This is a genomic window from Flavobacterium sp. GQ95 (genome assembly GCF_059758655.1).
The window spans coordinates 16322-27581 of record NZ_JCAXEB010000018.1; the positions used below are offsets into that span (position 1 = coordinate 16322).

At 35.9% G+C, this 11260-nt stretch carries 6 protein-coding genes; all 6 read right to left on the minus strand.

The annotated features are described in order from the left end of the window. Window positions 1-159: 159 nt before the first annotated feature. A complete protein-coding gene (locus tag AC6CH4_RS23765) occupies window positions 160-2538 on the minus strand; it encodes a DUF4982 domain-containing protein (protein ID WP_498107434.1) in 2379 nt (792 codons plus the stop codon). Between the two features lie 174 nt (window positions 2539-2712). Continuing rightward, a complete protein-coding gene (locus AC6CH4_RS23770) occupies window positions 2713-3744 on the minus strand; it encodes a glycoside hydrolase family 53 protein (RefSeq protein ID WP_498107436.1) in 1032 nt (343 codons plus the stop codon). A gap of 3 nt (window positions 3745-3747) precedes the next feature. Beyond that, on the minus strand, window positions 3748-4845 hold the full coding sequence (locus AC6CH4_RS23775; RefSeq protein WP_498107438.1) for a glycoside hydrolase family 53 protein: 1098 nt from the start codon (window positions 4843-4845) through the stop codon (window positions 3748-3750). A 107-nt stretch (window positions 4846-4952) separates the two neighbouring features. Next, entirely contained in the window at window positions 4953-6020 is a 1068-nt protein-coding gene (locus AC6CH4_RS23780) for a SusE domain-containing protein (protein ID WP_498107440.1), read from the minus strand. A 30-nt stretch (window positions 6021-6050) separates the two neighbouring features. After that, window positions 6051-7658 carry a RagB/SusD family nutrient uptake outer membrane protein gene (locus tag AC6CH4_RS23785; RefSeq protein ID WP_498107442.1) on the minus strand — a complete coding sequence of 536 codons (1608 nt, stop codon included), beginning with the start codon at window positions 7656-7658 and terminating at the stop codon, window positions 6051-6053. A gap of 10 nt (window positions 7659-7668) precedes the next feature. Then, window positions 7669-10611 (minus strand): SusC/RagA family TonB-linked outer membrane protein, encoded by a 2943-nt coding sequence (locus AC6CH4_RS23790; RefSeq protein ID WP_498107444.1) that lies wholly within the window; start codon window positions 10609-10611, stop codon window positions 7669-7671. Between the last annotated feature and the right edge of the window lie 649 nt (window positions 10612-11260).

Consider the following 11260-nt stretch of genomic DNA (forward strand, 5'->3'; position numbering starts at 1 on the left):
GAAAGCTTTCGGGACTGACTTTTGAGCCATTTTAAACAAATGTAATTGAAAAACAGATACCTCATAAAGTTTAGAATATATAAGAAACAAAAAATGTGCAAATAAATTTGCGCATTTTTTCATAAGAACACTATTTCATCTAAACAGCAAGTCTAATTATTAAAATTCCGACTTTAAACCTATTTTACCTTTCTGAAGTCCTTTTCCTGTTACTTCCAATTGGATGGCGCCTGCAGTTTTGACTGCTTTAACCAGGACCACTAGTTTACCGCTGAAAAGCTTCATTTTGTTTTCATGAAATATTTCCAGAGAAGTTGCGTCACCATTACATGCAGCTCTGTACGTTGCAGCGCCGGTTACTTTAAATTGCAATTCATTAACTGCTGTCGGACATGGAATTCCATTTTTATCTACAACTGAAACCGTTACAAAAGAGATATCCTCGCCATCAGCCTTAATCCTTTTTCGATCGGCTTCAAGAACAATTTTATAGGGATCTCCGGCAGTTTTAACCTCACTTTTGGCAGCTATTTTTCCATTGGAATCAAATGCTACTACTTTTACCGTTCCAGGCTCATATTTCACATCATTCCACATTAAGCGATAGCGGTTTTGTGGAGTAGAATTGTTTTTTTTCTGAACGCCCATACTTTTTCCGTTTACGAAAAGTTCTGCACTGTCATAATTTGTGTAAACGAAAACGGGGGTAATTTCTCCTTCTCTTCCTTTCCAGTTCCAATGTGGCAGTATATGAAGCGTTTTATCCTTTTTATTCCATCTGCTTCTGTAAAGATAAAAACGGTCTTTAGGAAGTCCTGCTAAATCTGAAATTCCAAAATAAGAACTTCTTGATGGCCATTTTTCATCATAAGGCGTTGGTTCTCCCAAATAATCAAAACCGGTCCAGACAAATTCTCCAATAACCCACGGTTTGTCATCCTGAAGCACAAAATCTTCATCAGGAACATTCGACCAGCTGCAGGCTTCGAGATCATAAGATGAACATTGAAGATCATCGTATTGTTTCTCTTTTTGCTGTACAACCGGAAACTTATAAATTCCTCTTGAACTCACTGTAGAAGCAGTTTCTGAACCCAATATAAATCCTTGTGGAAATGATTTATAAGCTTCTTCATAAAGATGAACTCTGTAATTCAGTCCCGGTACATCTAATAATGATCCAAAACCTGACGCCATAGTCTGTTTTACCTGATCCATTCCGACAGTTACCGGGCGCGTAGGATCTTCTCTATGAAAAACATCCTGTAAAAATTTAGCTCTGGTCAAACCTTCAGCTCCGTATTGATCCGGAACTTCATTTCCTGAACTCCACATTACAATACAAGGATGGTTTCGCGTGGCTCTCACTAAATTTACAATATCTTTTTCTGCATATTCTTCAAAAAAGCGATGATATCCGTTTTGTACTTTTGGTTTTGCCCATTCATCAAAACTTTCTGCCAGAAACATAAATCCCATTTCGTCAGCCAGTTCAAGCTGCTCAAAAGAAGGCATATTATGAGAACTTCGGATTGCATTGCATCCCATGTCTTTAAGAATCGTAAGCTGTCTGCGAAGCGCTGCTTTGTTTACCGCAGCACCAAGAGGCCCCAAATCATGATGAAGACAAACGCCTTTAAATTTTGTCACTTTTCCGTTAAGGCTAAATCCTTTATTAGGTTCGTATTTGATTGATCTGATTCCGAATTTTATACTTTGCTCGTCTTTTAAAGTTCCATCAGCTGCGTATAATTTGGTAGTGGCTGTATACAAATAAGGCGTCTCAGGACTCCATAAATGAGGTTTGGCAACAGCAATAGTTTGATGAAATTTACCGTCTTTCATTTCTCCATCTTTCTCTGTTGCTACAATAGTATTGTCTGCATCTTTTATTTGCGTTACCATCGACAAATTATTGCCATTAACCTCCGCTTTAATATCAACAACAGCAGTATTTTCTGTGATGTCCGGAGTTGTAATAAAAGTTCCCCATTGTACAAAGTTTTCTTCTTCTTTTACGACAATACTCACTTTTCTGTATAAACCAGCTCCGGGATACCATCTTGAAGAAAATGGCATATTAGTCAATTTTACAGCCAATACATTTTTTGAACCGGCAAGGAGGTCATTGGTAATATCAATGTAAAAATAGCTATATCCGTAACCCCAGTTTCCTATCTTTTTTCCGTTTAAAAAAACCTGAGGTTCGCTCATCGCGCCTTCAAAAATAAGAAGTGCTTTTTTTCCCTTTTTAAACTCGGGAATTAAAAATGTATTGCGATACCAGCCTGTACCAATATGCGGAAGTGCTCCGGTACGACCCGTTTTTTCGGTAGGAACTTTTTCGCCGTTTTGTTCAATAGCCGAAACCTGTTTGTCCCATTCTTTATCAAAAGGTCCGTAAATGGCCCAATCGTGAGGTACGCTGACTTTTTCCCATTTCGAAGCATCAAAAGCTACAGAAAAGGCATCTTCTTTTGCGGCTTTAGAAAAGCGCCAATTATCTTTTAAAATAACTGTAGTTGATTGTGACATCATTTTTTCACACGAAAAAATCAGTAGAAATAACGATAATATTGATCTAAAAATTAATTTCATTTTCTGTTTTATTTTTTCACCACTAAGATATTAAGACAACTTATTAATGGTAAAATTTAATTTTTAATTTTTAATTTTTAATTTTTAATTTTTAATTTTTAATTTAAAACCTATTTATTCTTTAAAAGCATCCAGTGCCGGTGACGGTTTTCCGTCAGGAAGCCAGGCATTTAGCTGATAACTGCTCCAGCTTTTTTCGCCTTGTGGTTCCCAATAAATAACGCCTAAACCTTTATTATCAGGTACGCTTTTTACGGCTTTTATAGTGGCTTCAAGCATTTCTTTGGTGTTTTGTACCAATGTATAATCACCTCCTACTTCGACTACCATCACTTCTTTGTTATAGCGGGAAGCCATGTCTTTTAGATTATTTTCTAAATCTAAAATAGTACTTTGATAATCGGTTTTAATCCAATACGGATAATACGACAAACCAATTACATCATATTGTACCTTATTCTCAGTGGCTTTATCAAAAAACCATCTAAATTTCTCACTTTTATTTCCTTCGTCCAAATGAACAATTACTTTAATTTTTGGATCGATGGCTTTTATCGCCTCGTATCCTTTATTGAGTAGTTGTGCCAACTGATTAAAATTATCAGTCTTTCCTTCCGGCCAAAGCATACCGCCCGGAATTTCATTTCCAACCTGAACCCATTCCGGCGTTACTCCTGCTTTTTTCAACAGTCGCAAAACATCATAAGTATGTTGGTACACATCGGTTAACAATTCCGGAAAAGAATGTTTTGCCCATGCTGCAGGTTTATTTTGCTTGCCGGGATCAGCCCAGGAATCGCTGTAATGAAAATTGATCATGATACGCATTCCCATTTTTTGCGCACGGACTGCCATGACAACTGTTTCTTCGGGACTGCAGTGTCCGCTTGCTTTATCATCATTTGGATTTACCCAAACGCGTAACCTGACGGTATTTATGCCGCGATCTTTTAATAATTGCAGACAGTCTTTCTCAGAACCGTCTGCATCATAAAATTTATAGCCTGTTGCTTCCATTTGCGGCAGCCAGCCTACATCTGCTCCTTTTGAAAAAGAATATTTTTCACTTGCCATTTTAGATTTACAGGAAGTAAACAGAACAGCAAGTATCATCAAAAAAGATATAATTTTAATTGATTTTTTCATGTTTTAGTCTTTACTGAAAGCTTGCATTACGGATAAAGCGTTGTTATCAAAACTATATAAAGCCTGATTTTCAAATGTAGAACCACTTGTCGATTGTGGTCCTTTAAAAGCAACCCATTCACCTCCCCAATACGCAAATCCCTGTCCAAATTCTGATGTTTTTACTATGTTTTTAATATCCATAACAAAAGTTCTTTGTCCCGCCGGAGTTGCCGGATAACCTGATACCAACTGATCATTTGTTCCTACAATATTATTAGTCTGATCATTGTGTAATAAGGTAAAAGGATAAGCGGTTTCTGCAATCAGGACTTTTTTACTGAATTTTTTTCCTAAAGCATCAATGGTATTTTTTACTACTGTTAAATCCTTACCGTGCCAAACAGGATAATAGGATAGTCCGATATAATCGTAATCAATACTTTTCATTTTGGTAAAAAACCAATCAGTAGCTCCCCCATTTACACCCGCATAATGAATCATTATTTTTGTGTTGGGTGCTTTACTGCGAACTGTTGCGCTTGCAACACTTAATAAAGTGATACACTGTTGTTCGTTACTGATTAAATTTCCTTGTGGCCACAATAATCCACTATTGATTTCATTACCAATCTGAATAATATCCGGATTGATTTCTGCAATTATTGTAGCAGTATAATCAGAAACTGCCGTTTTTAAATCGGTAAAAGATAAGTTTTTCCATTCTTCGGGAATGGTCTGAACTGCGGGATCGGCCCAATTGTCAGAATAGTGAACGGTAAGCCAGACTCTTAAACCGGCCTGCCTTGCTTTTTGAGACAATTGTTTTACTTCACTTAAACCAGAACGCCCATTTACAGGATTTTTCCATAAACGAATTCGGACTGTATTACAACCTGCATTTTTTAGTGTTGTAAGCATTTCTTCTGCTTTGCCGTTGCTGTAAAATTTAGCTCCCAAAGCTTCCATTTGAGGAAGAAAAGAAACATCTGATGCCCTGATAAAAGTATCGCTTGCATCCGGCGGGTTAACAGCTTCGGTATCTGCAGCATCATTACCTGAGCACGAAAATTGAATTGCCGTTATAGCAAGTAACCCAAGAATTTTTATATATTTTTTCATGAATATGAGTTATAATTAATGAGATTTTGAATTAAAATAAGTTCTTTTAATGTAAAGAAGAAGCCTCAAAATAAGCTTTTGAGGCTTCTCTTATTTTTTAATTCAATTTATGGAGTTGCTATGAACATGTAACGGCCATCCAGGTCATTGAACCAGATTTCATATTTTCCAGCCTCAACAATAATATCTCCGCCATTATCGCCCCAACTTACATCCCAGCTGTTGTTGGCTTTGAATTTCATTTTTCCGGCTTTCAGGGTTTGAGTAACTTTCCAGATATGGCCATCAAATGCAGATTTCACTAAAGGAACCTCTGTGTTCCAGCCGGTATCATCGCCTGTTAATACAGATCCGGTCAAACCAATTGTTGCATACGTTGTCATTGGTCCTGTGTAAGGTGTGATTTTGTATGTCAATTCTTCAAGATTAACTTCAAAACTATAATAACCTGAAGCTGTCGTCGGGAATACACCCGGATCAGTATCGCTTTCTGTTGCTCTGTATTGTACTTTCGCACCATTTGTTCCGTAAGCCGGAGCCCAGAAACCAATTTGTTCTATTAATTTAAAACCATCTTTATTAAAAAAACCTGTATAATAGAACTTTGCATTTTCCTTTGTATCTCTGTAAATTGGCATGTTGTTGCTCGTTACGCTCCATCCTGCAGCAGTACCAGGCCCTACTAAAAACAAATCAATTCTAGGAAACACACCTCTGTAAGGAGTCAATGCAATCGTAATTGGTGTAGAAAGTTTTGGCTCTGAAAGCGTTGTTCCAACCGTTGATTTAATTCTAACATCGATTGTTCCTTCAACCTCAGCCGTAAGACCAAGTTCAAGTGCTTTTGCATTAAGCTCAGCTACCGTAATACTTGCGTGAGTAGAAGTAGAAGACGTAATATCTACCGGAGCTGCAAACTCCGTATTACTGGCTGCAAACTGTACGGTATAGGTAACGATTGTAGGTGTTCCGTAACTCACTTTTTCCCAGGTCAAAGTCAGGGCAGTATTGTTAGGTGTGTCTTTATTTAAAATAGTCGAAGAACCATTATCAGGTGTAATGATTGAAAAAGCAGCTTCCTGAGGCTCTAAGATCATCAAATTCTCTTCGTTTTCACAAGACCAAAGTCCTGTAATTAAGGTAATAGCTATAAAAATTCTATATATATGTTTCATTTTTTGTATCGTTTATGTTTAAAAAAAGTTTTAGTAACCCGTGTTTTGAGTCAAATTTCTATTGGCTCCCAACGATCCTTCCGGAATAGGAAAAACGCTCATGTAAGAAGGAATCGAGATTCCTTTTGAAGAATTTCCTTTCCATGCCCAATTGTAAGATCCTCCGGTATATTTTCCAAAACGAATTAAATCTTGTCTTCGGTGTGCTTCCCAGTGCAATTCGCGAGCTCTTTCATCAATTAAAAAATCAAGCGTTAATTCGCTTAATGTAATGTTTCCAACAGTCGAGTTACTATTAGCTCTTTGTCTTAAAGCATTTACATAATTTAAAGCCTGAGTAGTTGTCCCGTTTCCGCCTCTTAAAGTGGCTTCTGCATACATTAAATACACATCGGCTAATCTGAATAATGGAAAATCAGTATCAGCATATGTAGAACTGATTCCGTTAACTCCTGTGGACGTTTTATTAGAAAATTTAGATAAAATATAGCCTTGTGTTTTTACACCAATATCTTCAATATCAATAGATCTTTGTTTTCCCGGATCGCCCTGAACACCTTTTCCTATTGTATTTCTGGTATCCTGACTGAATTTTGTTCCGTCAAATTTCTGAGCAAACTCTTTTCTGATTCTCAGTGCTCCTGTCCAGCCGCCAATTCCAAAGTCGGCACCATTGTTTTCCCAAGCCCCAATTTGCCCGTTTGTTAAAACAGTTGTTGCTCCCCAGTTTTGAGAAACTGCCCCGTCTGACTGGATTCCGAAAATGATTTCCTGAGAGGTATTGTTGTCTGCCTTAAAGTTGTCGAGGTATTTTGGTTTTAAAGTATAACCGCCAGCAATGATTTCATTACACATTGTAATACAGTCATTAAAACGATTTTCCTGAATATATACCTGGGCATTCAAATACATTTTTGCCAAAATCATACGTGCCATAGATTGGTCCAGTCGCCCGTATTCATTCGTTCTGGCTGCTTTTAAATCTGGTAAAACAGCTTTAAGTTCCGTTTCGATAAAATCAAATAATTGTTTTCTGTTAAACTCAGGTCCGGTAAAATTTACAGGATCATTTTCAGTATACATTGGTGCTTTTCCAAATAAATCCATCATGTTATAATAAGCATACGCTCTTAAAACACGAACTTCTTTACGGTAAAGTTCTATATCAGCCAAAGTTGTAGCATCAGCAATACCTCTTGAACTTAGTTTTTCAGGCGTACTCTGACGTAAAAATTCGTTTGAATAAGCAACAGAAACCATTGTTCTGCTAAACATTCCTAAAATAACAGGATTTGCAGGTGTCCAGATGTTACGTTGTAATTCTGCGGTTCCTCCGTCATTTTCATAACTCCAAACCAATTCGTCTGTTGTTAATTCCTGCAAGTACAATAAACACCTTGTAAACTGGCTTGTTCCTGCATCTACACCTTCAAGCGAAGAATTATCAGGACCCAATACTCCGGTTAAAGTTAAATTTCCGTATACTCCTGCGAAAGCTTTTTTATATCCGTCCGGAGTCGAAAATAAAACATCAGACGAAAGAACGTCATCATCTTTAGACACTACGTTTAAGTCATCAGTACAAGACTGAAAAACGGTAGTCAATGCTAAAATTGTTATTAAAATATATTTTTTCATCGTTTCGTTATTAAAATTTAAGATTAAGACCAAATAAAACAGATCGTTGTCTAGGGTAAATTGTTTTGTCTACACCGTTATTGGTAATTTCAGGATCTAAACCGCTATATTTTGTAATTACAAAAACGTTCTGAACTCCAGTCGACATTCTTAACGATGCTTTACTGTTTAGCCAGTTGTTTAAAGTGTATCCTAACGTAATATTGTCCATTTTTAAGAAAGAAGCATTTTCTATATAAAGATCTGACAACACCACATTTGAGGTAGTCTGAAAATTAGTTTCTGTTACCTGAGATGGAATATTACTTAAAACCCCTCCGTTTTCCATAGCATCATATTGTGCTCTGCTGGCATCAACGGCATTAAAAATTCGGTTACCAATACTGGCTCTTAAATTAAATGAAAAATCAAATTTTTTATAATTCATATTCGATGCAAATCCTAAAGTAAAATCAGGATCCGGATTATTATAAATATATTTATCTGAATCATTTTTGATATTATCACCATTTAAATCTACAAAAGCTCCTTCAATTGGTTTTCCTTCGTTGTTGTATAATTGTTTGTATACATAGAAAGAATAAGGAGTGTAATCCTCTCTGAAAATTTGACCGGGAGTTCCTGTTCCTGCAATGTTGTCTCCTAAAAAGATATCGCTTCCGTTTACCAGATTTTTGATTCTTCTTTCAAATTTCGATAAATTAAAATTCATATTCCAGTTAAAATTCTCTGTTTTGACAGCATTCGCATTAATCGTAAACTCGACACCTTTTGTGGTAAAGCTGCCTACGTTTTGATACACACGGTTAGAAAAATTACTACCATCAGATATTGCTGCATTTACTAATAAATCCTTAGATTCTTTGTAATAAACATCAAGTCCTGCGGATAAGCGATTGTTTAAAAAACCAAAATCAAGACCTGCGTTGTATGAAGTGGTTTCTTCCCATTTCAAATTGTTTGTTCTTTTTGAAGGAAGTGCAACCGGAACTGGACTTGTTCCAAAATAGTACTCAGAATTTCCACCGCCAAGCTGGTATTTTTGCAGGTATCCGTTTGGCTCAGGAATATCTTGTTGTCCTGTAATTCCATAACTTAATCTTAATTTTAAGTCAGATAATGTCGTACTTTCTTTAAAGAAATCTTCTTTAATTTTCCATGCAAAAGCTACAGAAGGGAAATTCCCCCAACGATTAGCTTCTTCAAATCTTGAAGAACCATCTCTTCTGTAAGATAGCGTTAATAGATATTTATCTCTAAAATTTAAGTTTGTTCTGGCAAAGAATCCTAATAAAACAACATCTGTATCCAGAGTGGTTTCAGGAAATGTTGATGGTAAATCCGGGTTTAGAATATTGCCCGTTTCAAATCTTGAGCTTTGAAATTTTTGATACGAATAACCACCCGTCGCTTCAAAATTCAATGAACTAAAGGTTTTGTTATAAACTAAATAAGTATCTAATAATTTATTTTTTCTGGTTGCTTCTGTATATTCATTTGTCCCATATGGAATGTTGTTGTTTGATGGAGCAGAACCGGCATCAGCACCAACCAATCTTGTTCTTTCTCCATTCGATTCATCATAACCCACATTTACAACAGCTCTCAAAGCAGGTAAAAAATGAAATTTATAATCCATTTCAAAATTTCCAAAAATTCTGTCATTCGTTCCTCTGTCATTTGTATTCAACAATTGCGAAACAGGATTTCTTGCTGCAGTTGATACTAAAGGGTAATTTCCGTTGGCATCAACTCCGGTAGTATATTCAAAATAACCGCCATAAGGTGCTCCCTCGACTTTTATAGGCTGTGTTGGATCAAAACCAATAGCCGCTCCTTCGACAGCATCTGTAAATCTGTTTATTTCGTCTGTATAATTGGCGGAAAGTCTCAATTTTAAATGATTGTCAAGGAATGCCGGATTCATTACTAAACCAACTGTGTTTCTTTTAAAATTATTGGTTAAACGCAATCCTTGCTGATCTGTATTTCCCAGCGTCAAACTTGTCGGAATGATATTGAATAAACTTCCTCTAACGGCTAAGCTTTGATCTACCGTCCCGGTGTTTCTGTATATTGCTTTTTGCCAGTCCGTATTAGCAGTTCCCAGTTTACTTAGATCATCGCTTCTTCTGTCTGCAATAACACTTCTAAATTCATCTGCACTAAAAACATCAACCGTTTTGGTTAGCGTGCCCGCAGCATATTGTACATTATAATCTACGGATAATGTTTTGCTTCCTTTTTTAGTGGTAATTATAATTACACCATTTGAAGCTCGTGAACCGTAAATTGCAGAAGCCGATGCATCTTTTAAAACCGTAATAGATTCAACAGTTGCAGGGTTTAATGAGGCTAAAAAGGAAGAAGACCCTGTATTGGTAGTATTATCAAGAGGTAAACCGTCGATAACAATAAGGGGATCATTACTTGCAAAAAGCGAACTTCCTCCACGAATTCTAATTTGAGAACTGGAACCCGGAGCACCCGTTGAATTTACTGTTAAACCAGCTACCCTTCCGTTAAGCAGATTTTCTGTTGTAATGTTATTTCCTTTATTAAAGTCTTTGGTAGTAAGTGCGGTAACAGATCCTGTGGCATCTTTCTTTTTAACGCTTCCGTAACCTACCTGAACCACTACTTCTTTTAGTTGATTATTATCTTCTTCAAGATATACCGTTATGTTTTTTTGTCCGGTAACCGGAATCGTTTGAGCGGAATAACCGGTATAGGAAAACGTAATTTTACTATCTGTTTTTACTCCGGATAATTGAAATTTTCCGTCAAAGTCAGTAGAGGCACTACTATTTGCTCCTGATACTTTTATGTTTACTCCTGGTATGGGCTGTCCGGACGCTTTTTCCAGGACAACACCGCTAATTGTGTTCTGAGCAAAAACACAAAAAGGAAGTAAGAGTAGTAAAAGTAAAAATTTGGTTTTAATTATTTTCATACTTTTTAATTGGGTTGGTTTAAGTTAGTTTTTTTTAATTACTGTTGGTTTCAAGTGATTGAAAGAATATTAGTCTGCTCTTTCTTTTACAATAAGAAAAGATTTCCCTCTGTAAATTTTAATTGGAATGTTCGTCATGTTTAAATTGTTTTCGGTTAGGATAATTGGTTAGTTTGTTTTCATTGACTTACGCTGAACAAAAAAATAATAGATTATTACTCAAACGTTATAGCGTATCAACTCACTCTGCAAATTAAGTACAGAGCAAGGTATTAAGACAGGGAAAAATTCATTTATAAAAGGGGACAATTTCGTAAAAGTGTAGACACAACACTTTATAAAAACATATTCTTTATTTTTTTGCTTTAAAAAAAATGATAATATGAATAATTAACCTTTATAATAATAGATTTAATAATTTCCATATGACATCAAAAAACAACCTGAAAACGCTCAAAATCTTAATTGTTGATAAGAGCAATTCAAAAAATACAGCCATCAGAAACAGTCATTAATCTAAAAAACAAATGCTATTTTTAAGCATTACATAATAATTGTGTTAATTTCGCAAAGTATACAGATTTCAAATATATTCACATAAAAAAATTGATCCCGCTTTCTGATCACATCCCTTTTATTTTTCGTATAT

What these genes read in the sequence shown, in the direction of transcription:
- AC6CH4_RS23765 (WP_498107434.1), bottom strand. Translation starts at nt 2,538, where the DNA reads ATGATGTCACAATCAACTACAGTTATTTTAAAAGATAATTGGCGCTTT.
- AC6CH4_RS23770 (WP_498107436.1), bottom strand. Translation starts at nt 3,744, where the DNA reads ATGAAAAAATCAATTAAAATTATATCTTTTTTGATGATACTTGCTGTT.
- AC6CH4_RS23775 (WP_498107438.1), bottom strand. Translation starts at nt 4,845, where the DNA reads ATGAAAAAATATATAAAAATTCTTGGGTTACTTGCTATAACGGCAATT.
- AC6CH4_RS23780 (WP_498107440.1), bottom strand. Translation starts at nt 6,020, where the DNA reads ATGAAACATATATATAGAATTTTTATAGCTATTACCTTAATTACAGGA.
- AC6CH4_RS23785 (WP_498107442.1), bottom strand. Translation starts at nt 7,658, where the DNA reads ATGAAAAAATATATTTTAATAACAATTTTAGCATTGACTACCGTTTTT.
- AC6CH4_RS23790 (WP_498107444.1), bottom strand. Translation starts at nt 10,611, where the DNA reads ATGAAAATAATTAAAACCAAATTTTTACTTTTACTACTCTTACTTCCT.